This is a genomic window from Solibacillus kalamii, assembly GCF_002174535.1.
GTDB lineage: Bacteria > Bacillota > Bacilli > Bacillales_A > Planococcaceae > Solibacillus > Solibacillus silvestris.
The window spans coordinates 128114-151654 of sequence record NZ_NHNT01000010.1; the positions used below are offsets into that span (position 1 = coordinate 128114).

Annotated in this window: 21 protein-coding genes; 9 read left to right on the forward strand and 12 right to left on the reverse strand. The window is 39.0% G+C overall.

The window, feature by feature from the left end; genetic code table 11:
- Positions 1-333: 333 nt before the first annotated feature.
- Positions 334-1155, forward strand: coding sequence for a squalene/phytoene synthase family protein (locus CBM15_RS14260; protein ID WP_008404784.1), 822 nt, complete (start codon positions 334-336; stop codon positions 1153-1155).
- A 42-nt stretch (positions 1156-1197) separates the two neighbouring features.
- On the opposite strand, the gene CBM15_RS14265 is transcribed toward CBM15_RS14260, so the two are convergent.
- From CBM15_RS14265 to CBM15_RS14275, 3 genes are read right to left on the reverse strand one after another with little or no spacing between them, the layout of a single operon-like run.
- A complete protein-coding gene (locus CBM15_RS14265; protein WP_087618032.1) occupies positions 1198-1548 on the reverse strand; it encodes a DUF4181 domain-containing protein in 351 nt (116 codons plus the stop codon).
- Between the two features lie 14 nt (positions 1549-1562).
- The gene (locus CBM15_RS14270; RefSeq protein WP_087618033.1) at positions 1563-2891 is read right to left on the reverse strand and encodes a D-serine ammonia-lyase; all 1329 of its coding nucleotides are present in this window, start codon (positions 2889-2891) and stop codon (positions 1563-1565) included.
- A complete protein-coding gene (locus tag CBM15_RS14275) occupies positions 2892-3350 on the reverse strand; it encodes a YaiI/YqxD family protein (protein ID WP_039966605.1) in 459 nt (152 codons plus the stop codon).
- Between the two features lie 171 nt (positions 3351-3521).
- On the opposite strand from CBM15_RS14275, the gene gdhA reads away from it, so the two are divergent.
- Complete coding sequence (gdhA, locus tag CBM15_RS14280; protein WP_087618034.1) at positions 3522-4889, forward strand: NADP-specific glutamate dehydrogenase; 1368 nt, start codon at positions 3522-3524, stop codon at positions 4887-4889.
- A 51-nt stretch (positions 4890-4940) separates the two neighbouring features.
- Here the strand turns inward: gdhA and CBM15_RS14285 are convergent, their stop codons facing one another.
- Positions 4941-5363 (reverse strand): universal stress protein, encoded by a 423-nt coding sequence (locus tag CBM15_RS14285; RefSeq protein ID WP_087618035.1) that lies wholly within the window; start codon positions 5361-5363, stop codon positions 4941-4943.
- A 176-nt stretch (positions 5364-5539) separates the two neighbouring features.
- On the opposite strand from CBM15_RS14285, the gene CBM15_RS14290 reads away from it, so the two are divergent.
- The 4 genes from CBM15_RS14290 to CBM15_RS14305 all read left to right on the forward strand — a co-directional run bounded on the left by CBM15_RS14290 (position 5540) and on the right by CBM15_RS14305 (position 8961).
- A complete protein-coding gene (locus tag CBM15_RS14290; RefSeq protein WP_087618036.1) occupies positions 5540-6226 on the forward strand; it encodes a phosphoribosylaminoimidazolesuccinocarboxamide synthase in 687 nt (228 codons plus the stop codon).
- Positions 6227-6393: 167 nt separating this feature from the next.
- Positions 6394-7776 (forward strand): Na+/H+ antiporter NhaC, encoded by a 1383-nt coding sequence (nhaC, locus tag CBM15_RS14295; protein ID WP_087618037.1) that lies wholly within the window; start codon positions 6394-6396, stop codon positions 7774-7776.
- Between the two features lie 160 nt (positions 7777-7936).
- Positions 7937-8251 carry a PadR family transcriptional regulator gene (locus CBM15_RS14300; RefSeq protein WP_087618038.1) on the forward strand — a complete coding sequence of 105 codons (315 nt, stop codon included), beginning with the start codon at positions 7937-7939 and terminating at the stop codon, positions 8249-8251.
- A complete protein-coding gene (locus tag CBM15_RS14305; protein WP_087618039.1) occupies positions 8248-8961 on the forward strand; it encodes a DUF2812 domain-containing protein in 714 nt (237 codons plus the stop codon). The genes CBM15_RS14300 and CBM15_RS14305 overlap by 4 nt, the downstream gene beginning before the upstream one ends.
- A gap of 107 nt (positions 8962-9068) precedes the next feature.
- On the opposite strand, the gene CBM15_RS14310 is transcribed toward CBM15_RS14305, so the two are convergent.
- Together CBM15_RS14310 and CBM15_RS14315 are read right to left on the reverse strand one after the other, a co-directional pair.
- Complete coding sequence (locus CBM15_RS14310; RefSeq protein ID WP_087618040.1) at positions 9069-10220, reverse strand: cation:proton antiporter; 1152 nt, start codon at positions 10218-10220, stop codon at positions 9069-9071.
- A gap of 175 nt (positions 10221-10395) precedes the next feature.
- Entirely contained in the window at positions 10396-11253 is an 858-nt protein-coding gene (locus tag CBM15_RS14315) for a patatin-like phospholipase family protein (RefSeq protein WP_087618058.1), read from the reverse strand.
- 155 nt (positions 11254-11408) lie between these two features.
- Between CBM15_RS14315 and pepF the strand changes: the two genes are divergently transcribed.
- Positions 11409-13214 carry an oligoendopeptidase F gene (pepF, locus tag CBM15_RS14320; protein WP_087618041.1) on the forward strand — a complete coding sequence of 602 codons (1806 nt, stop codon included), beginning with the start codon at positions 11409-11411 and terminating at the stop codon, positions 13212-13214.
- Positions 13215-13317: 103 nt separating this feature from the next.
- Here the strand turns inward: pepF and CBM15_RS14325 are convergent, their stop codons facing one another.
- Positions 13318-14532: an NAD(P)-dependent malic enzyme gene (locus CBM15_RS14325; RefSeq protein WP_087618042.1), complete on the reverse strand. Its 1215-nt coding sequence runs from the start codon at positions 14530-14532 to the stop codon at positions 13318-13320.
- Positions 14533-14921: 389 nt separating this feature from the next.
- Here CBM15_RS14325 and CBM15_RS14330 point away from each other — a divergent pair, with 389 nt between their 5' ends.
- A complete protein-coding gene (locus tag CBM15_RS14330) occupies positions 14922-15740 on the forward strand; it encodes a S1C family serine protease (RefSeq protein ID WP_087618043.1) in 819 nt (272 codons plus the stop codon).
- 72 nt (positions 15741-15812) lie between these two features.
- The gene (locus tag CBM15_RS14335) at positions 15813-16055 is read left to right on the forward strand and encodes a hypothetical protein (RefSeq protein ID WP_087618044.1); all 243 of its coding nucleotides are present in this window, start codon (positions 15813-15815) and stop codon (positions 16053-16055) included.
- On the opposite strand, the gene CBM15_RS14340 is transcribed toward CBM15_RS14335, so the two are convergent.
- The 5 genes from CBM15_RS14340 to CBM15_RS14360 form a co-directional block, all read right to left on the reverse strand.
- Positions 16035-17051 (reverse strand): inorganic phosphate transporter, encoded by a 1017-nt coding sequence (locus CBM15_RS14340; RefSeq protein ID WP_008404804.1) that lies wholly within the window; start codon positions 17049-17051, stop codon positions 16035-16037. The two genes, CBM15_RS14335 and CBM15_RS14340, sit on opposite strands and share 21 nt — an antisense overlap.
- A 17-nt stretch (positions 17052-17068) precedes the next feature.
- Positions 17069-17689, reverse strand: a complete 621-nt coding sequence (locus tag CBM15_RS14345) for a DUF47 domain-containing protein (protein ID WP_008404805.1) — start codon at positions 17687-17689, stop codon at positions 17069-17071.
- Positions 17690-18078: 389 nt separating this feature from the next.
- Positions 18079-18885 carry an MBL fold metallo-hydrolase gene (locus CBM15_RS14350; protein ID WP_087618045.1) on the reverse strand — a complete coding sequence of 269 codons (807 nt, stop codon included), beginning with the start codon at positions 18883-18885 and terminating at the stop codon, positions 18079-18081.
- A gap of 143 nt (positions 18886-19028) precedes the next feature.
- Positions 19029-19829 (reverse strand): sulfurtransferase, encoded by an 801-nt coding sequence (locus tag CBM15_RS14355; protein WP_087618046.1) that lies wholly within the window; start codon positions 19827-19829, stop codon positions 19029-19031.
- 14 nt (positions 19830-19843) lie between these two features.
- Positions 19844-23455 (reverse strand): dynamin family protein, encoded by a 3612-nt coding sequence (locus CBM15_RS14360; RefSeq protein ID WP_087618047.1) that lies wholly within the window; start codon positions 23453-23455, stop codon positions 19844-19846.
- Positions 23456-23541 lie beyond the last annotated feature (86 nt).

Below are 23541 nucleotides of genomic sequence, written 5' to 3' on the forward strand. Positions count from 1 at the left end.
CTCCGTCCATTTGAATTGTTCTAATATTACCATATTTCAATAAATATGTACATACTGGAAATGAGTGCTTTTTTGGGGTTGAGTTCTACTTTTCAGGCCATACTTTCTACTTTCCGACGATTTCGTTCTACTTTCCGGTTGCGATGTTCCACTTTTTCAGTCAAACTTTCTACTTTCCGTTTCATTCGTTACATTTTCGGTCCCGATGTTTTACATCCGCCCTATTCCCCCTACACCCTTGATCAAGAAAAGCCGGAACTTTTATTTTCCCTTTTTACAAATTTGCGTTACGATAATAAGTGGATGCAATTTAGAATGGAGGAAGTTTTCCTTATGTCGAATAAAGCTTTACAAAAAGATGCGATGCGCGTATTAAAAGAGACGAGCCGTACATTTTTTATCCCCATTACTTTTTTAGATAAAGAATTAAAATTAACGGTTGCCTCGGCATATTTAGCGATGCGAGCGATTGATGAAATTGAAGATCATGAAGATGTTTCCAATGAAATGAAAAATGCAACATTATTAAAAGTAGCGGAATTATTGAAAGCCTCTGTCTTCGATAACAATGCTTACCTTGATGCCTTGGCACCTATAAAGGACAAAATGCCTGAAGTGACACTTCGTCTTGCTGACTGGCTGGAAGTTTGCCCTCAAGGAGCTTTCTCTATTGTCACATCTGCGACAAGTGAGATGGCGGAAGGGATGGCAAAATGGGCGCTCGCAAATTGGCAGGTGCATACGAAAGAAGACTTGGACGACTATACCTACTACGTGGCCGGTTTAGTCGGTGTCATGCTTTCGGAGCTTTGGGAATGGAGTGCCGGCACGAAAACAGACCGTGAACTGGCAATCGGCTATGGTCGCGGTTTACAGGCAGTAAACATTCTACGTAATGAGCAGGAAGATTTGGATGAGCGCGGTGTCAGCTTCGTACCTGATGGCTGGACTCGCGCTGAACTATTTGCTTATGCGGAGGAAAACCTGGCAAAGGCCGACCTTTATATGAAAGATTTAGATAAACGTTCGATTAAATTATTCTGTAGACTGCCTTTAGCATTGGCGCATAAAACATTGCAGGCCATGAAAGAAGGACGAGAAAAAATGTCCCGCTCAGAAGTTGAAGCGACAGTTGAAGAAATCCAGGTAGACTAAAAAGAAGTGTGTTGAGGGGTTCTCCCCCAACACACTTCTTTCTTACATAATAATGGCAATTGCGATACTGCAAATTGCACAAAGCACTACATAAGTAAATGAAATAATATGACGACGCTTTTCTCTTCTTAACCAAAACTCCAATAATCCACGAACTATAAATAAAATCATAATGAACGCAAACAATACAGAATATAATGTTTTTTGGTCAAATTGATTAATAGTTACATACGATAAAAACATGAAACATAGGAAGATTTCCAAGAAGAGATGCCAAATCCCCACATACTGATCCATAAATTTCTCGTTTTTAGGGATGTTATATTTTTTACGTAAGTTTAAATCGAGTAAACCTGCTCCAAAAAATGCGATGATCACTACTACAATTAACACAAGCGACTTCCCTTCTATATCTCTGTTTGTAAATACTGCTGTCGTAATTCTTCAGGCACTAAATCGCCGCCTGTTGACCATATAATATGTGTGGCGTTTTCCATTTTATCTGTTAGCCCATGCTTTTCAATGTACGAAGTCCCCTGCATCATTAATTCGATCGGACCATAAACTCCCGCATGTGCTGAAGGTTCCATAAAAATGTTTTCCGTCTCAAACATACCTTTTAAACTTCTAAATAAAAAGCTGTCATCCACAGTATAACATCCGCTTATAACGGATTCCATCAATGTTCCGACAAATCGTGAAGGCCGCCCTACCGCCAATCCGTCAGCTTCCGTCCGATTGGACAACCCAATATCATTCACACTAATTTTGTCATGCATACCCGTCATCAATCCTAAAAGCATACATGGTGATGCAAATGGTTCTGCAAAGAAAATATGAATATATTCACCGTAAATTTGTTTTAAAGTATAGGCAATTCCTCCGGGCGCACCGCCAACACCGCAAGGCAGATAAACAAATAACGGATGATTTGCATCGACTGTAATTTTTGCTTGCTGCAGCTGTTCTTTCAGGCGCAGACCCGCTACTGAATATCCTAAAAACAGATCGATGGAATTTTCATCATCAACGAAATGGCATGATGGATCCAGTTCTGCTACTTGGCGGCCGTTTTCCACGGCAGACGTGTAATCAGATTCGTATTCGATTACTTCTACCCCTTTTTCACGCAGCAGTTCTTTTTTCCATTCCTTTGCCTCTATCGACATATGGACCGTTACCTGGAAGCCAAGCTCTGCGCTAATAATACCGATACTCAGACCTAAATTGCCCGTTGACCCGACCGCTACTTTATATTGACTAAAAAATTTACGGAATTCTTCACTATGGAAAATTGCGTAATCATCTTGTTCTGTTATCATACCGGCATCGTTTGCCAGCTTTTCGGCATGACTCAACACCTCGTATATACCGCCACGCGCTTTAATCGAACCGGCGATCGGTAATGCATGATCACATTTAAGCATTAATTTTCCGGGAATATTAAAGCCGCGTCTTCCTTCTATTAGTTTTTTCATCGAAGCAATTTCTTTTAATTCCGATTCAATAATACCGTCTGAAAATCTCGTGATTGGAAATGCGACCTTTATATAAGAAGAAAAACGCTTCAATCTATTTTCTGCGTCCTGGATCATATCGAGTGTTACTTGTTCGGATACTTGACTATCTTTCGCTACATTTTCATTTTCCCAAAATACGTATTGTTCGGATTGCAGCTTTTCAATTAACGGAAAGCGCGCTTTTAATGCGTCTAAATTTAAGATTTGCTGATTCATTTATGATTCCTCCTTCTCAAAAATCGCACGTTCACAAATTTGTCGAAATTTTGTTTCAAAAGCCAAATTATTTTCTTCCGTGCGCTTTTTGGGTCCTTTCGTACGTCCCCCTGCACGTCTTATTTTCGCACTTTCAAATCGAAATGCCAACAGTTGATCTATGTTGTCTGACGTCAGTTCTTTCCCGTTGTGATTGATCACAATTCCACCTTTTGCTATACACATCGCAGCAAGACCATAATCTCCTGTTATGACAATATCTCCTCTCTTTAAGACACTGAGGAGCTTAAAATCAACAGAATCTGGTCCCTTGTCGACAATAATTGTTTTTGCACCCTCCCGTTCCATTCGATGTGATGTATCGCAGAACAAGATTGGTCTTATCTCATATCGAGATGAAATAAACAGCGCTAAATCAACAACCGGGCAAGCATCTGCATCAATTAATAGTTGTAAAATAGTTCATCATCCTTTCCAAAAGCAACTCCAAATTATTATATCAATATAATATTTGAAAACGTTTTCTCTTTTTTAACATCGATTTCACACAGTGATGTTACATAAAATATAATTGAATTGTTTGATAATTCATACTAATGTATACTTATTAATCCATTTGGGGGTATAAACATGACGACAATGACAACAACGAGTAACGCACAGCAATATGTTGATGGAGTATTTGAAAAATTAAAAGCTAAGAACGCACATCAATTAGAATTCTTACAAGCAGCGGAAGAAATTTTCCTATCTCTAGTTCCTGTATTCGAACAACATCCTGAATACATTCAACATAACATTTTAGAACGTATCGTTGAGCCCGACAGAATCATCTCTTTCCGTGTCGCTTGGCAAGATGATCAAAACCAAGTACAAGTAAACCGTGGATACCGTGTTCAATATAATAACGTTATTGGGCCATATAAAGGTGGTTTACGCTTCCATCCTACTGTAAACGAATCTATTATGAAGTTTTTAGCCTTTGAGCAAATTTTTAAAAACGCTTTAACTGGTCAACAGATCGGCGGAGGTAAGGGCGGTTCCGACTTTAATCCAAAAGGTAAATCAAATGCAGAAATTATGCGCTTCTGCCAAGCATTCATGACAGAATTATACCGCTATGTTGGTCCTGATGTCGATGTTCCGGCCGGAGATATTGGTGTAGGTTCTCGTGAAGTCGGCTATTTATGGGGTCAATACAAGCGAATTCGCGGTGCATATGAAGCAGGTGTATTAACAGGTAAAAAACCTGGCTACGGCGGTTCATTAGCACGTACAGAAGCAACAGGATACGGTTTAGTATACTTTGTTGAAGAGATGCTTCGTGAAGCAAAACTTTCAATTAACAACAAAACAGTTGTCGTTTCAGGATCTGGAAATGTAGCAATTTATGCAATTGAAAAAGCCCAGCACTTTGGAGCAAAAGTAGTGGCCTGCTCCGATTCTTCAGGTTATATTTACGATCCGGAAGGCATTAATTTAAAAATTGTGAAACAGTTAAAAGAAGTTGAAGGGAAGCGTATTAAAGAATATGTAAATTATCGTCCAAATGCTCTTTATACAGAAGGCTGTGACGGTATTTGGACAATTCCATGTGATATCGCCCTTCCATGTGCAACACAAAATGAAATTAACGGCGATCAGGCTCGTACGTTAATTGCAAATGGGGTAAAAGTCGTTGCAGAAGGTGCAAATATGCCATCGAATTTAGATGCAATCAATGAGTTTTTAGCGAGCGATGTATTATTTGGTCCTGGTAAAGCAGCAAATGCAGGTGGTGTTGCTGTATCAGCACTTGAAATGGCCCAAAATTCAGGCCGTAATTACTGGACTTTCCAGGAAGTTGATGAAAAACTGCATAGCATTATGAAATCAATTTTTAAAGAAAGTTCGGATGCAGCGAAAAAATACGGTTATGAAGGTAATTTAGTTGTCGGTTCAAACATTGCCGGCTTCATTAAAGTAGCGAACGGTATGCTTGTAGAAGGCGTTTATTAATTAACAAAACCCGCAATTTCCTTCGATTAAGGAGTATTGCGGGTTTATTTTTTAACGTACTACTAGAACATCACATTTGGCGCTGCGTACAACATTTTCCGATACAGATCCGAGTAGGAAGCGTTCTGCACGGTTTAAACCAGTTGCTCCGACAATGATCAAATCGGTATCCGCCAAGTTCGTCAATACGGCTTTCGGCGACCCTTCTTCAACTGATACTTGTACATTTTTAACGCCGGCCTGCTCTGCTATAACCTTGTATTCCCTTAACTGATCAAGAGTTTTTTCCTTTAGAGCCTTTGCATACTTTAGATCATATGCTTCCACTGAGCCGAAAGAATGTGTATCAATTACACTTACTAAATGCAATGTGGCATCTGTCAATCGAGCAACGTTCATACCGCGCTCAAAAGCAACTTTAGCTTTTTCCGAAAAGTCTATTGCCACAACAATATTTTTATACGTTTTTAGCATCTAAATCACTCCTTGTCTAAAATTAGTATAACAAATGTTACCATTACATTGTAAACAAAGGGGCACACTTCCCATAAGGTTAGACGTCTTTCTTCAAAATACGAACATTTTTATGTTATTAATATAAAATCATTCGTGTTATAATAAATCTGAAATTACTATTGGAGGTATCTCACGTGGAATTAATTTATACAGGTAAAACAAAAGATGTATTTAAACTAGAAAATGAACTTTTTTTATTAAAATTCAAAGATGATGTAACTGGAGAAAATGGTGTTTTTGATCCAGGTGCAAATACAGTCGGTTTAACAATTGATGGTGCCGGGCTTGCCGGGTTAAAACTTACTTCCTTCTTTTATTCTAAATTAAATGAATTAAATGTACCGACACATTACGTAGAGGCAAATTTTGATAAAGCGACAATGACGGTTAAACCAGCAACTGTTTTCGGAAAAGGTTTGGAAGTTATTTGCCGATTTAAAGCAGTCGGTTCTTTTTTACGCCGCTATGGTGCTTATGCAACAGAAGGTCAGGATTTGGATTCATTTGTAGAAGTAACAATTAAAGACGATGAACGACTCGATCCTCCTATTTCAGAAGATGCACTCGCAATGCTTGATATTTTAACTCATGACGAATATGCAATTTTGAAACAACGCACAATCGAAATTTCAAAATTTGTTGCGGCTGAGTTAGAGAAAAAAGGATTAACGCTTTATGATATTAAATTGGAATTTGGCCGCGATGCACAAACAGGTGAAATTTTACTGATCGATGAAATTTCAGGCGGTAATATGCGTGCATATCAAGGTGATACATATATTGAACCATTACAATTAGAAAAGATTATGCTTGCTGAATAATTTCAAATATTTTTAATGCTTTTCATCAAGCGCTAGAGGGACATTACGGACTATCCGGTATGTTCCTTTTATTTTTACCCCCTTCCCTTTTTCTATATAAAATGCTACACTTACTTTTGTACTTCAACGCGTTGAAGCGCGAAACTACATAGCGAGGTCTAATCATCATGAATGCAAAACAACATGTAAAACCACATTTTTTTGAAGCACTTATTTTAATTTTATTTATTATCGCACTCATCTCCTATAGCATTATGAAACTCGGCAGTGTGCCACACATTCCGATTTTAATAGCTATTATTGTCCTGATCATGTATGGTGTACTGCGAAAAGTACCGTACCGCGTCATGGAACAAAGTATGATTGCTTCTGTGTCAACAAGTATTGGTGCAGTTTTTATTTTTCTGTTAATCGGTGTATTAATCAGCAGTTGGTTAATAAGCGGTACAATTCCTACGTTACTGTATATAGGTCTTTCCATTATTTCTGCGAGCTTTTTTTATGCGGTTGTCTTCCTTATTACAAGCATTATCGGCACAGCAATCGGCAGTTCGCTTACTACCGTTGCAACAGTTGGTGTTGCGATGCTAGGGGTTGCGAGTTCTATAGATGCTTCTCTAGCGATAACAGCAGGAGCGATTGTTTCCGGAGCATTTTTTGGGGATAAAATGTCACCGTTGTCCGATACGACGAACTTGGCGGCGACTGTTGCCGGTATTGACTTGTTTACGCATATTAGAAATATGATGTACACGACCATTCCGGCATTTATTATTTCACTTATTGTATATGCGTGGATCTCTCCAAAAAGCCATCATATGGACACAGAGCTTATTACAAGCTTTAAAGAAACACTGCTTGCAACAAATCTAATTCATTGGTATGCAATCATTCCGCTTGTCGTTCTGATTGTCTGCACGATTTTTAAAATGCCGAGCATTGCTACACTGACAATTAGTGCGATTTCCGGCATCGTGCTATCGTATTTCCACAGCTCGATTCCATTGAACGAACTGTTTGGGATTTTGTATAACGGCTATTCAATGGAGACCGGAGTCGAAGCAATTGATTCATTACTGTCACGTGGCGGAATGAACAGTATGCTGTTTACGATTATTTTGATTGTACTTTCCCTTTCTATGGGCGGTCTGCTCTTTACGCTCGGCATTATCCAAACATTGCTGCAGGCGCTTCAAAACCAGTTGAAATCGGTCGGTTCGGTTATTACGGGAACAGCATTTACTGCAATCGGAATTAACGTTACGATCGGTGAACAGTATTTATCGCTGTTATTAACAGGTGAAGCATTTAAGGAAAAATTCAAAGCCGTTCATCTTCACCCGAAAAATTTAGCCCGTACAATTGAGGATGCAGGTACTGTCATTAATCCGCTCGTTCCATGGAGCGTGTGCGGTCTGTTCATTGCTTCAACATTGAATATTTCTGTCATCGACTATTTACCGTTCGCATTCTTTTGCCTGTTAAGTCCAGTCATCACAATTTTGTTTGGCTGGTTGAATATTACAATTACGAAAATCAGCAATTATTAAAAGATCGCCTGCTCCGTTATAGAACGAGCAGGCTTTTTATTTTCCTGCATTCCCACTCCCCCATCAAATTAATCGATAATTCTGTTTACATATATATCATAAAGTGATATATTGTTTTCAGACATATATATCACTTTATGATATATCAGGAGGTGACATAGTGAAAAACAATGAGCAATTGACCGATTCAATGTTTCATATTATGGCCGCATTAACAACGCCCCAACACGGATACGCGATTATGAATTTAATTGAAGAAACATCAAAAGGGAATATTTCTATCGGTCCAGCTTCAATGTACACGATTATAAAAAAACTTTTACAAAATGATTGGATTTATTTATACGACGATACGGATTCAAGGCGTAAAGTGTATTTACTGACGCAAAAAGGCAAAACCGTTTTAAAAGAGGAGTTAACAATTAGAAAGCGGATGATTCAGTTAGCTGAAAGAGGAATGGAGGATGAAGTATGACAAAAACGAAGTATATGATGTCTGGTGGATTAGCATTTTCTGAGCAAAAGGATTTGGAAAAATTGCATAAACTTTCACTTGAAGGTTGGCATGTCCGAAGTTTTTCATTTTTAGGCTACACACTTGAAAAAGGTGAATGTGCTGATTATGTATACAGTATAGATTATCGAACACTGGAAAATACGGATGAAGAATACTTTGAACTTTTCAAAGATGCAGGCTGGTCACTTGTGGATTCTGCAGGTGATATCCATTTATTTCGTGCTGCTCCCAACACGAAGCCGATATACACGGACCGTGATACAACGATTGAGAAGTATAAAAACCAAGTAAAGCCATTACAACCTGCTTCGATGATACTTGTTCCGAGTACAATCATTTCTTGGATGATTACACAACAAACGTTTGGTATCATTCACACAATTTCCTTTATATTAGCTCTTCTATTTACCGTAATTACGATTCCTTTACTCTGGACTGCGCTGACTGCATTCGGGAATCAATGGAAAGCAGAAAACAAAAACGGTTTCGTTATTGCTACGAAGTTGATCCCTGCTGTCACAGTATTAATTGCGATTTATGCATTGTTACAATCGGACTTAAAAGCAGTACAGATAGTAGCCGCTGCTGTCATTGGTGCAACCGTCTTTGTTGCGTTTATTTCCTTATTAATGTCTCTTTACCATCTGATTAAAGTCAGGAAAGCATAATATATTACGGTATAGGTTGAGACAGAACTAGAATCCAGTGAATAAAGTTCCCCAGAGCAGAAAAGCAGCAATTTTCTCAAAAGAAAATCGCTGCTTTTCATTTTTTCTTAGGTTTTCTTGAAAACTGCAATTCTCTTCCCGAAAATCGCCTTTAAAAGAGGTGGTGTCACAATTGTTGTTACGATAATTACAATTATAATGGATGTATAGTAATTAGCGGGCAGCAAGCCACCTTCAAGTCCCATTGCAGCTAATATTAATGCAACTTCGCCTCGTGAAACCATTCCAGCACCAACACCCATCGATGATTTCGTATTGAATCCGGCTAATTTTGCACCTAATCCAGAACCGATAAACTTCGATACGACTGCTATAATTGAAAACACGACGATAAACCCGATTTGATCGCCAATTCCATCGAATGACACGGCTAACCCGATACTGACAAAGAAGAACGGAACAAAAATCCCGTATGCAATCGGCTCAACCTTATGCTCGATTTCATTTTTAAATTCTGTTTGTGCAATCGCAATCCCCGCAAAGAAAGCACCGATAATACCTGCTATACCTAGGAATTCCGCAAAATATGACAAGCCAAAACAAATAATCAGGCCTGCGCTTAATATCGATTCTGTAACTTTAAATTTCTTAAATATTCTAATGAAGTGTGGGATAAACCATTTTGCAAGAACAATCAAGATGGCGAAGAACAATACTTTCTTACCGATCAATACACCGATATTTGTATCGGAACCGGCAAAGAAACTCATCGCAATTGCGATTAAAATAACGACTACAATATCATCCAATACGGCCGCACCGAGTAATGTTGACCCTTCTTTACTATTCAGCCAGCCAAGCTCTCTTAATGCCTGTACCGAAATACTGACAGATGTAGCAGAAAGTAATAAACCAATAAAAATGGATTCTCCTACAGACATTCCGTAATACTGTGAACCTGCATAACCTAAAATAATCGGCAGGATAATACCACCTAAAGCAACATAAATCGCCGCTTTTTTGTTTCTATTCATTTCCTGAAGATCCGTTTCAAGACCAGCTAAAAACATTAAAAGTAAAACACCTATTTGACTAAATACAGTCAACAGTTCAGTATCATGAACCCAACCAAGAAGGGCTGGACCGAGAATAATACCAACAATTATTTTCCCAAGTACAGATGGTTGCCCAATTCTCGCAGCAAGATTTCCAGCGAGCTTCGTAGCAAATAAAACTAACGCAATTTGTAAAATAAACATAAATTTCCCCTTTCAATGCAAAAAAGACAAGGCGGTGCCATAGTTGACTATGGCTCCACCTTGTCTTGCACTTATTATTTAATTTAATGTTCTTAGCTTTATTTTAATATAATTACCCTCGCTATTGCAAGTATATTCTATAGTAAACTATGCTAGTGTTCTTATTTCGGGCTTATCAAATCTCTAAAAACATCTTTAATTCAGGCATTTGTTTTTGTGCCTGTTCATAGCCGACCGCATAATTGGCTTTCATTTGATCGACTTTGCTTTCAAAGCTTTTGATCGGGCGGTCCGGCTTAAATATGAATGCTTCCTGATCCGTCTCTTTTTGAGCGATATATTGCATTGTTTCATTATACATATCCGCACGATGTCTCATTGCAGCCGCGAGTCTTGGGTAACGTTTTTGGAAAAGCTTCGTTGCCCACTGATTCGTTTTCGAGGCACTTTTTATATAGCCGGGTTCCCTCGTCAAAATTAGCAAATGCTTGTTATATCCTTTTTCGATGGCACGTTTAATTGGAATCGAATCGGATAGTCCCCCATCATAATACGGAACATTGTCAATTTTAATCTCGGGAAAAAGTATTGGAATCGCACATGTTGCCTGAAGTATATCACATGTTTTTGTCATACTATGCGCACTTTTATACTCTACCTTTCCGGTATATGCATTCGTTAATCCGAACTCCACCTCACCCGGGTAGTTGTAATAAGCATCCCAATCAAATAAATCAAGCTGATTCGGCACAATATTATAGGCAAAATCCAATCCAAAAAGACTTTTTTCTTTTAAGAAATTCCGTGCTCCCATATAGCGTGGATCATTGCGATACGTCGTTAAAACACGCATTGTCCGTTCAGGCTGATTTGACATATAGGACACCGCGTTAATGGCACCTGCTGAAATCGCTGCAATATACGGCATCTTTATTTGTTCCTCCATTAGAGCATCTAAAACTCCTGCTGTGAAAACTGTTCGAAATGTCCCGCCTTCAAGTATTAAACTACAATCCTTTACTTCATGCATCATCGTCACACTCTTTCCCCTATTTCCATCTTTCCTCTATTTTACTATATGTCTTAAATAATATAAAAAATATTTCTTAATCAAATTTTCTCTACTTCCTAAATATTCAGAAATATGGTATTATTTATTTCGAATATCGTAATATTAGGAGGCTACTTATGTCAATGTTGAAACGTAGTGATGTACCGGTTGAAGAAACTTGGAATTTGGAAGATTTATTTGCTACAGAACAGGCCTACACAGCAGCAATCGAAGAGTTAGGGCAACTTGTAGAGGAAACTGCTGCTCAACTCGCAGGGACAATTACAGATGTACAAGGTGCGATTAAGGCAATTGAGGCAACGGAAAAAATTCAGGAGAAGATGGTGGTCATTGGAACATATGCGAGTCTTTCACATAGTGTTGATCAGACGAGCACCGAAAATCAAATGCGTGCTGCTAGCTTCGGTTCTTTCGCTGCAAAACTTGCAACCAAGCTATCATTTGTAAAAAGTGATTTGCTAGCCTTGGACGATGCCGTTTTAAAAGAAGCACAAAATGCAAAACCGGAATACGCTAACTTTATTAATAAATTGTTAGTACAAAAGCCGCATCAATTACATCCTGAAGCGGAGAAAGCTCTAGCGGCATTCGGTGCAACATTCGACGCGCCATATGAGCTTTACAACACAACAAAATTAGTCGATATGCAGTTCCCGAATTTTGAAGTAGATGGTGAATCATTCCCGCTTAGCTACAACTTGTTTGAAGGCGATTGGGAGCTTGAAACGGACACGGATAAACGTCGCGCTGCATTTGAAGCCTTTTCAAAAAAACTGCGTGACTATCAGCATACGACTGCCAAAACATATAATTCACACTTGACGATTGAAAAAACGGATTCAGACCTTCGTGGCTACGACAATATTTTTGATTCATTATTACAGTCACAGCAAGTGGACCGCTCAATGTATAACCGTCAAATCGATTTAATTATGAATGAGCTGGCACCACATATGCGTCGCTATGCGAAACTTCTGCAAAAAACACATCAGTTGGATAAAATGACATTTGCGGATCTTAAAATTTCATTGGACCCATCATATGAGCCGACAATTACGGTGGAAGAGTCCCGCCAATATATGAAGGACGGTTTAGCCATTATGGGTGAGCATTATACGAACATGATTGACCGTTCCTTTGATGAGCGTTGGATCGATTTTGCACAAAATGCCGGAAAATCAACTGGTGCATTCTGTTCAAGCCCATATGGTGTACACCCGTATGTATTGATTTCCTGGACGAGCCGAATGAATGAAGTATTCGTTTTAGCCCATGAACTCGGCCATGCCGGTCATTTCTATTTGGCAAATGATGCGCAAAACATTTTCAATGCAAGACCATCACTTTATTTCATTGAAGCGCCATCAACAATGAATGAAATGCTTATGGCAAACCATTTATTAAAAAATTCAACGGATGCCCGTTTTAAACGTTGGGTCATCTCAACAATCATTAGCCGTACGTACTACCATAATTTCGTCACTCATTTACTTGAAGCAGCTTACCAACGCAAAGTATATGAAATTATCGATGCTGGAGGAAGCGTCAATGCACCAAAACTAAATGAATTAAAACGTGAGGTGCTTGAGCAGTTCTGGGGAGATACAGTTGAAGTAACTGAAGGCGCAGAATTGACATGGATGCGTCAGCCACATTACTATATGGGCTTATATCCATATACGTACTCTGCAGGTTTAACTATTTCAACTCAAGTTTCACAACGGATTTTAAACGGTGACGAAGCAGCAGTTGAACAGTGGATCGATGTATTAAAAGCAGGCGGCACGAAAACACCTGTTGAACTTGCTCAAATGGCCGGTGTCGATATTACGACTGAACAGCCATTACGTGACACAATCGCATTTATCGGTGATTTAATTTCGCAATTGGAGCAACTGACTTCAGAGCTTCAAACAGTTTAATGTGATGCTACAATCAGTGGAGATTATCTACATCCCACTGATTGTTCGTCCTCACTATATTATATTGCAGGATGTGCTGAATTTACTTTCAAGCACATCCTTTTTAGATGGCTACAGAAGTGTTGATAAAATCCTCTTGCTGGAACAATTCAGATACCCCTGATTCGATTGCAGCTGATCCGACCGCTTTCGCAACTACTCCTGCAACCCGTTCGTCCATCGAACTTGGGATAATGAAATCTTCATTCAGCTCTTCGTCCGTTACAAGTGAAGCAATAGCCTCAACTGCCGCCAGCTTCATCGATTCATTTATATCCGTTGCTCTTACATCCAATGCACCACGGAAAATACCAGGGAAAGCTAACATATTATTCACTTGGTTAGCGTGGTCAGAACGGCCGGTACCGATAATTTTCACTCCCCACTTTTTCGCATTTTCCGGCGTTATTTCAGGATCCGGATTTGCCAATGCAAAGACAATTGGATCTATAGCCATCGATTTAATATGCTTTTCCGTTAAAATATTTGCTGCCGAAACCCCGATAAAAACATCCGCCCCTACTAATGCATCATCTAAAGTGCCGCGTAATTGATCCGGATTCGATAAATTAGCGACCTGTTCTTTCACCGGATTCATACCTTCAGGACGGCCTTCATAAATAATGCCCTTCGTGTCACACATTACGACATTTGTATAACCCATCTGAATTAGAATACGGAGAATCGCAATACCTGCAGCTCCAGCTCCGTTTATGACAACCTTTAAATTCGCGACGTCTTTTTTCACAAGTTTCACCGCATTAATTAAACCTGCCCCTACGACAATTGCTGTTCCGTGCTGGTCATCATGAAATACAGGAATTGAACATTCAGCACGCAGTCGGTCTTCAATTTCAAAACAGCGCGGCGCTGAAATATCCTCCAAGTTGATCGCACCATATGTCGGTGAAATCGCTTTTACAATATTGACAATCTCGTCTACGTTTTTAGTATTTAAGCATACCGGCACCGCATCAACATTTGCAAAGCGCTTTAATAATAACGCCTTCCCTTCCATTACCGGTAAGGCAGCTTCCGGTCCAATGTCCCCTAATCCTAAAACCGCGGTTCCGTCTGTAATAACCGCTACTAAATTCCCTTTCATCGTATAGTCATACACCGTTGAAGGATTCTGCTCAATTGCAAGACAAGGGGCAGCGACACCCGGTGAATAAGCTAAACTCAAATCATATTTATCCTGAACCGGAACTTTTGCACGAATTTCCATTTTCCCTCCAAAATGTTCGTGCATTTCAAGCGATTTTTTCATTAAATCCATAATTACCATCCCCTTCTAATTTTTGAAGTCCTTTGTAATTACGAATGTTAACCTCTACCTTTTATTTTGTCAACGATAGCTTTTAAAATTTATAACAAGTTCTTAAAACACTCTATAAGCATTGATATAACAACGTTTATAGCGATTAACAAGCGCTTGTTTAACTTGTGATTTTAAACACAATCAATTATTCCAGAAAAATAAATGTAAGGGCTATCATTTTCAAAACCGCGCTTTATCAAGGTGAAGTATGTGATGAATTGCACGAAGTATTTTCAATTTAGTAATATGAAACACTTCACAAACTTTCCAAAAAAAATTTTGAACAGCACTTTTTGTCTCCATTTCCGCGTACATTTGTTACACTTATACATAACGGAGGGAACACAATGACAGAAAAAACACATACCGAGGAACTGACAGAAGAAGAATTTTTGGAACTTGTTTTAGAAGAACAGGAAAAGGCGCTTGCAAAAGCACGAGAGGAACGGTTAAACCCACAGCCTAAAAAACCGAAAAAGCAAAAACCATTTGTTCGGATTGTAGTATGGCTGATGGCTTTAACATTAGCTTTTAGCACGTTTGCTGTGATTTTCAATGTGTATTCCATTCCTGCCATCGAATTTTTAAAAGTATCGGCACAACTATCAAATCAGGAAAATATCCAAACATATAAACAATCTATTGTCACAATTGATACCGACTCCGGAAAAGGAACAGGATTTGCGGTATCGGATAATGGCTACATAATCACGAATGATCATGTCATTGAAGATGCTTTGACGATTACCGTTGTCTTTCCGGATGACTCACTCTATAAAGCTGAAGTAGTTGAATCATATGAAGAATATGATCTCGCACTGTTGAAAGTGGATGCGGAAAACTTGCCATTCCTGTCACTTTCCCCAACGAGCGAATTCCGTAAAAATGAGCCTGTCTATTTTATCGGCAATCCGCTTGCATTTAGCGGTATTGCAAATAAAGGAACGGTTATTGGCTATACGACTGCTGCTGACATCCAGCCCGACATCATTATGATGGATGCACCTGTTTATCGCGGAAACAGCGGTAGCCCGGTCATCAATGAAAACGGACATGTAATCGGTGTTGTGTTTGCAACAGGTACTCGTGAAGGACACGGGAAAGTCGGATTGTTTATCCCGATTGAAAATGTGCATGAGCTGTTTCACACTTATTTGAAGAGGTAAGGAAAGTCGATCACTCAGCTTAAAGGTTTCGGAACCATCGTGGGGCAGTTCAGTATATTAGAACTTTTGTGAATGATATTAGAAGAGTTGGATACTATTTTAGAACTTTCATATCGTTTATTAGAAGATCAATCGCTCATATTAGAACAAACGTTCCTTTTATTAGAAACTCCGTGTTATATTAGAACTTTTCGCTTTATATTAGCACATCCTGCAAGTTTATTAGAAAATGCCACCCCACCAAAACAGCAAAAAACGGCTGCTCAATTTCAATCATTGAGCGCCGTTTTAAAATTAGAAAATCAGGCTAATTAAGAAGTAGAATAATGCGGCCATTAATGCGGAAATTGGCAATGTGATAAACCACGTGATTACAATTTTACGCGCCATTCCCCATTTAACACCTTTCACACGTTGAGCTGCACCAACACCCATAATTGCAGAAGAAATTACATGTGTTGTCGAAACCGGTAATGCGATGACTGTTGCACCAAAAATAATTGATGCAGAAGTTAAGTCAGCCGCTACCCCGTTAACCGGACGGATTTTCATAATTTTACCGCCGACTGTTTTAATGATTTTATATCCGCCTACTGACGTTCCTAGACCCATCGCAAGTGCACAGGCAAAACGTACCCAATCCTGTACTTCATCAGTCGATTGCCAGTTTGCTGCAATTAAAGCCATTGTAATAATACCCATCGCTTTTTGAGCATCGTTTGTACCATGTGTAAACGATTGTAATGCCGCCGTACCGATTTGCGTTAATCGGAATGCTTTCGTTGTCCCATATAATGGTGAACGGTGGAAAATAAATTTGAATAGTTTCATGACGATAAAACCAAGAGTCAATGCTAAAATCGGCGATATAATTAGCGCCTGTAAAATTTTAAAGAAGCCTTCATAGTTTAAAATATTCATACCTGCAGAGGCAACTGCTGCACCTGCAATTGAGCCGATCAGTGTATGGGAAGAACTTGATGGAATACCGAAATACCAAGTTAATAAGTTCCATGTGATGGCAGAACATAATGCTGCCAATATTACTACAGACCCTGTTGTATCCCCTTCAAATGCGTTTAAAGAGAACGGGTCCACAATTCCAGATGCTACAGCTTTTGCTACACCTACGAACGTCATCGCACCTACGAAGTTCATCACTGCCGCTAACAGAACAGCTACACGAGGTTTTAATGCACGTGTCGATACAGATGTGGCGATTGCATTCGCTGTATCATGGAAACCGTTAATAAAGTCGAATGCCAGCGCAAAGATGACAACGAGTACGGTAATGATTAATAACGTATCCATAATTTACTCCTTTTTCATTATGCATTTCGCATAATAATTGATTCGATTGTATTCGCTACATTTTGGCAGTAGTCTGCAATTTCTTCTAACTGCTCATATAAATCTTTAAAGATAATTAAGCGAATTGGGTCTTTCTCAATCTGGAATAGTTCAGTAATGGATTTACGGAAAATTTCATCACATTCACGCTCATAGTCCTTGATCAGGATGGCATGTTGACGCATACCGATTAAGTCTTTTTTATTTAATAATTCCATCGCCTTTACAGCTTCATCTGATGATTTAGCGATATAGTCTACGAAGTCGCGCATATACTGATTTACTTCTGTAAATGAGTACATTTCAAAGTGGGCAATTGTATTTTCGATGCCATCCAGAATATCATCCAATTTAATGGCTAATGATAAAATATCTTCACGCTCAATAGGAGTCATAAACGAATCGTTTAATTTAACGATTAATTCATGGATCAGCTTGTCTCCCGCTGTTTCATATGATTTCATTTTAATCTGAATTTGTTTCAGTTCTGATACTGTAGTAATTGTCGATTCTTTTGCATAGTTGGCACCTTGTTGTACATTTTTTGCAATATTTAATAATCCTTCAAAAAATGGATCTGGTTTTTTTGAGTTGAACATCGAATAAAATCCTCCTAAAATGAAGTTTGTAAATTAAAACCTAGGTTATCATAACACCGATTTTTCAATATCTTCAACATTAATTTATGTTATTTACAAAAGCTTTACAATTGTGAAACATAACTTTTTTAACATATCCGGTTAATTTCAGTCGATATTTAATGAAATATTCTGAAAAAAACCGAAATTTATTAATATAGTGCCTTTTTCCGGCACTTTCGACAGCATTGCTAATAAAATTTTACTTTTATTCTTCAGTACCCATTTTTATGTCATGTTAATTGTAAATCTAATGTAAATTTTAAGTTTCACAAAAGTTACTTTTTCATTCTCAATTTCATTAAAAAAGCCTAGTAAGTTTCTACTTACTAGACGATGATCCTATTTCCTTATTTATTTAGAACAGAAGATACGATATGTGCTGCGTCCCATTCACCTAAAGACAGTTTTGTAATCGGATACTTTTTACTGAAAAGCTGTGCTGTAATTTCGGAAGTGGTCAAGCCCTCTTCGTTCATCATTTCTATTTTATAACTTAGCTCTTTTAAGTAATGAAGTTTTCGCATTAAAGCATCTCTTCCGTTTTCAATATATCCCGCATGATTACAATACACTTCAAGAAAATCATACGTTAATACTTTCTCCAGCGATCGGATAATTTGAGGAATACTTTCTTCACGCAGGACGACTTTTGTTTTCGGTGTCACATACAGATCACCTGTAAAAAGTTGACCTGTCGATTCATTCAAATAGGCAACATGGTCTTCTGTATGTCCGGGAGTTTCAATCACTTTCCAATTCGTTGTTCTAGATGAAAAAGAATCTCCGACAGGCTGTGCAAGAAACGGCAGCCTTGACCCCCAGAAAAGCTTACGATATAAAGGATAGCTTGCCTTCTTCCCGCATTCTTCTATGTTGAGCGGATGCATAAATATCGGCAATTTATATGCTTTTTGTAAAAAATGAGCGCCTCCGGAGTGATCTTCATGATAATGAGTCAACATAATCCGGTCAACGTCCATCTGTTCAAAAAAGGGCTTAAACTGCTTAAGAAGCGATGCAGAACCTGTATCAATTAGGATACCGTCCACTTCAAAACAATGTACATTTAAATAAACCGCTTGAAACTGGACAGATCCATTGATCATTTTCACGCCGTTCTTTTCGCTCAGCTCTATTTTTTTCTTAAATAACACATTTCTCACTCCTTTGACCGTTATTTTTCTACAATACCACTTTATCATAAATATTGGAAATTAGCCCCAACTCTTTGTTAAATTTTTGTACGACAAAAAGCCGTTATGTAAAACTTGTTTACATAACGGCCTGTTAAGCAGTGTCAACCTTTTTCGACAGAGTGATGATGTACCCAATCACTATAGCCTGCCATATAAATTTTTATATTTTGATAGCCTGCTTCCTTTAATACTGTATATACCGGTGTAGCAGTAACACCTGACCCGCAGTACACAACTACTTCCTCATCTTTTGGAACTTCCTTGAGGAGAGAAGACGTAATTACCAATTCAGAGCCATTACGCAACTGTTCCCAATCATAGTTTTTTGCTGTCGGGATATGTCCTGCCACTTTATCAAACGGCTCTGTTTCACCACGGTAACGCTCCGGTGCGCGGGCATCAATTAATGTCGCTTTTCGCTTGCCTTCAATAATATGCATAATATCCTGACGTTTTAATAAAATATCATCATTCCACTGTATATCAAGCTTACTTTCCTTAAATACAGGTACTTCTGTCGTTACAGGGAATCCTGCTTCCTTCAGTGCTTCAAAACCGCCATTAACGACATATGCATGTTTGAAGCCTGCATAATGCAATATCCACCAGGCGCGTGTTGCATTTGCTGCCGCCCCTTGATCATAAATATAGATGGCATCATTGTAATTTAAACCGTGCTTTTCAAACAAAGCCTGAAGCTGCTCCTTTTCAGGAAGCGGATGTCGGCCTTCTTGTTTCGATAAATCCGACAGATCGGTATTTAAATCCCAGTATACCGCCCCTTCAATATGGCCCTCTTCATACATCTTTCTGCCTGACTCTACATTGCTCATATCAAATCTTGTATCGATCAACCGACCTGTTCTTTCCATTCGATTTGCGGTCACAAAAATATTCGTCATTAAAAAGATCCTCCTTACGCTTGTAGTTGCGCGTAAATATCCTTCCAAACAGCTAAGCGACTATCTTCCTGAAGTAATAAACGTTCTGTCTCAATCTGCTCGACTGCCTGTTCAAGCATATGCTGGCGCAATCCTTCTGCTTCAATGGCGATATGGCTTGCTGCCCACTCCATAATTTTAGCTTTTTCCACATCCAGATAGTTTTGCGCATTTGGTTTTGTTAGTTGTTCCAGCGCATCACGCAATTGCTCTTTTTCATTCTTTTCAAAGAATGCTTTTACATTTTTAAAGTGGGATTTTACCCCTTCATACGGTGCTGGATCTGAAAATGGACCTGTAAAATCCAAAATTTCAGGTTCTTTTGATTCATAGCTTAAAAACGCGAAGCTTGGGTTTAGTTCTTTTAATTCACGCGACTCCTCTTTGAACAGTTCTTTCATTTTCTTCTCGACAAATTGTGCTAAACGGAAATTCGTTACCCGCAATTCCTGAGCGAAGTCGAAGCTTAACGCCTGCAGCACTTCTTTTAATGCTGTTTGCAATGCTTGCTGTGCCGGCATTTGCGCAAAAGTGGACGGATTGTAGCTTTCACGGTAGAAGTCCGGATAGCGGTAGTACACACGTTGCAGTACGTAATATAACAGTTCATCCAGTTCTTGCTTTGTCTCACTTTCAATCATCGCTGTTTGGGTTGTCTGGAATTTGGAACGTACTAGCTTTTCCAAATGAGCCAATTCTTCAAGTCGCTCATCTTTACGTTTCAAGTTTTCTTCTGTTTGTGTTATTAAATCATTCAGGCGTGCTTCTGTTTTATCCACTTCTTCCTGTAATGCCTGAACCGCAATACCCATCAGTTCGTCATTCAGGAAGTGGTGGAATGCATCTTCAAATGGTGCCATACCCGACTGATGTTCGAGCTGCTCCTGCTTTTCTTTTAACGCCAGTAAACTTGATACTCCGTAAAGTCTCGGGAAACGGATACCGAAGCGTTGAAGTTCTGAACGAACATAGCCTTTTACTTCTTCCTCTTCTTCCATTGTCGAAGCTAAGTCAATGGCATTCACGATAAAGAACATTTTATCCAGTTCAAACGCATCTTTAACACGACCTAATTGGATCAAGAACTCACGGTCCGCTTTTGCAAATGCATGGTTGTAGTATGTTATGAAAAGAATGGCATCGGCATTTCGAATGTAATCGAACGCTACACCTGTATGGCGTGCATTGATCGAGTCCGCACCCGGTGTATCTACTAACGTTACACCCATACGCGTAAGTGGTGAATCAAAGTAGAAATCAATATTGTCCACGAAACAAGAACGGTTTTCCTGCGCCACGTATTTTTCAAAATCATGACGGTTAACCCGTAATGTCGTTCCAAGTTTTGTAATGAATGTTTCATAACCTTCCGAATAAGCACGGATAAAGGATTTATGAACATTCAGGCGCTCATCTGTTAATGGAACAGCCAATCCTTCTTCTGCACGATCATACGCTTCTTTTAATGATGATACTTGGATGCCAATTGCTGCATATGAGCCTTGAATATCTTCAAGTAGCTGTGCTTCATTTTTCAGATGAACATCTGCTGTTTCGTGCGGATGTTCCGGAGTGACAGGACGAATTTTATTAATTGCCGCTGTCGTCGGGTTTGGTGATACAGGTAATACACGCTCTCCCATCAAAGCATTCGAAAAGCTTGATTTACCTGCACTGAATGCACCGAATAAGGCAATCGTAAAGTCACGTTTTTGCAGACGTTCCACTTTTTTTGTCAAGAAGCTCGATACTTCTTTAAAGCCTTGAACATCTTTAATAATATGCGCTGTTTTCAATGCTTTTTCGGTTACCGTGTCAACATTTAATCCTGTTCCCGCTTTTTCCTCTGTTTGTTCAGCAGCAATTTCTGTTTCCTGATTTTTTAACTGCAGCATCGATTCATCAAAGGGACGAATATCTTTCAATGCCTGCTCATGTTCACGCTTCCAATTTTCCAAATAAATTTTGGATTCTGCGCGAATTTCATTGGAAACTTGTTTCATTAATGTGTTGTTGAACACCTGGAATTTCTCGATTTGCATAATATGCTGAAGCGCATTCACTTTTTCGGACATTGCATTAATTTTCAGTTTAACAGGTGCTGCCGCTTCACGCGCTACTTGCTCCAATGTTTCTTTTTGTTCAAGTTTCCATGCATCTGTTGTTTGGACAAAGTAACGTTTTGTCGCCTCAGAAACTCGATTCGCAAAGTTTAGTACCGCATCTCCTGTAATAACCGCGCTTTTTTGAACTTGTTCCTCAATAATCGAGAACGGGAAATTAAATTCCTTCTTATCAATACTCGCTGCCCGTTCGTCATTCAATGCACCGACATCTTTTAACGCTTGCTTCATTAATGCTTTAATATGACCGGTAATTTGTGATTGGACAACATGGTTAAAACCAGCATATGCATCTTCCTGACGACGTGCTTTCTCTTCCGCTGTTTTCTTTTTCGCAGTAAACAGTCCGCCTACTTTAAAGTCGTCTTGTTGACTTTCTAAATAGGCACGCAGTTTGTCGCGGACATCCGCCGGCATAATTGCAGCATTTGCAAGCAAGTCTTTACGTTTTTCATCAAACTGCATATCAAATACATCAAACGAGAAAAGTTCTGTTTGACGCGTCAGTTTTTCATATTGCTCTAAAATATCATCACGGTGCTGCCAGTCATCTTCAGAAACGAGTTCAGCATATGTTGTGAAGCGGTCTTGCTTCTCCTCTTCCAAATACGCTTCATGCTCGTGCTGCAGCTTTGTCAGTGTATTTTCTGCTGTCATAATCAGTTGTTCCTGCCAGTCATTCATCGAATCCATGACAATTTTTTTCACTTGATCAAAATCGTTGTTCGGAAGCTCCTTTTCACGTAATGATGTGAAGAAAATATTTTTCGGATAAACACCCCATGCAGCAAATGAGTTATGAACTGATTGCTTGAAATCTTCAAATGACAGTTCCGCTTCACGGTGCTTATCAATTTGATTGACGATTAAATACACATTCGGATTGTATTTCATCAACTGTTTTGTAAATTGGAAGTTCAGCTCAGATTGCACATGATTGTAGTCCATTGTGTAGAACACCATATCGGCAATATGCAAGGCAGACTCCGTACTCATCGCATGTGCATCGTCCGTTGAATCAACACCCGGAGTATCCATAACAGTTACCCCTTCAGGCAAGCTTGAAGTACTATGTCCGATTTCAATTTGTGATACCAATTCGCCGTTTTTGCTCAATTCTTTTACTTGTTTAATATCATAGCCCGCTTCAAACTTTACCGGCTTTTCATTATGCAAATAAAGAATCGCAAAATCTTCATCCGATTTGTGCACTTTAACAATGTTCGCACTTGTCGGAATTGGGCTTGTCGCTAAAATGTTTTCCCCCGACAGCGCATTGATCATACTCGATTTACCCGCGGAAAAGTGACCGGCAAAACCGATGACAAATTCCTTTTGTAAAAGCTTTCGTGCAAACAGATGAAGCTTTTCAATTCGTTCTGTATCTTCATTTTCTTTATAAATTATGTATTGTAATGCCGATTGCTGTAACAATCCCTGAATTTTCTCGTCAAACATCGTCATATTACGACCCCTTTATATCAATTTATATCTTTTTGCCTTAAATTCGTCACATTTCTATAGTACCATGCCCAGTCAATAAAATCGGC